Here is a 431-nt window from a genome sequence, read left to right as displayed (position 1 = left end):
GCGTGAAGAGATCTTCGGCCCCGCCTGCATCGTGGTCAAGGTCGCTACGCTTGATGAGACTGTAGAGGTTCTGCAAGCTATCGAGGGTAGCCTGACGGCCACCATCTGGGGCGCGGAATCCGCCACAGCCGGTAACCTTCGATTGGCTCGGGTGGCTATGGGCATCGCAGGGCGCGTGCTGTTCAGCGGTGTCCCCACCGGCGTGGCCATCACCGCCGCTCAGCAGCACGGTGGCCCCTGGCCCGCGTCAACGCAGGCGTTCACGACGTCGGTCGGACACGCTGCGCTCGATCGGTTCCTTCGCCCGGTGGCGCTTCAGGATGCGCCGGAATGGCTGGTACGTCTCTGAACCCGATCATGCCGAGTCCACTTTTACAACCGCCGTAGTAGATGCACGACTCATTCGTATCGTTCTCGCCTGAGCAATAGCT

At 62.9% G+C, this 431-nt stretch carries 1 pseudogene; it reads left to right on the top strand.

Annotated features, from left to right (window positions below):
* Nucleotides 1–349 (top strand): annotated as a pseudogene (locus ACU8YC_RS28350) (aldehyde dehydrogenase (NADP(+))); the annotation flags it as partial.
* Nucleotides 350–431 lie beyond the last annotated feature (82 nt).

The organism is Citrobacter sp. VF227, assembly GCF_052950715.1.
Note: the sequence above shows the minus strand (reverse complement) of the source record. Positions and strands in the feature narration are given on the sequence as shown.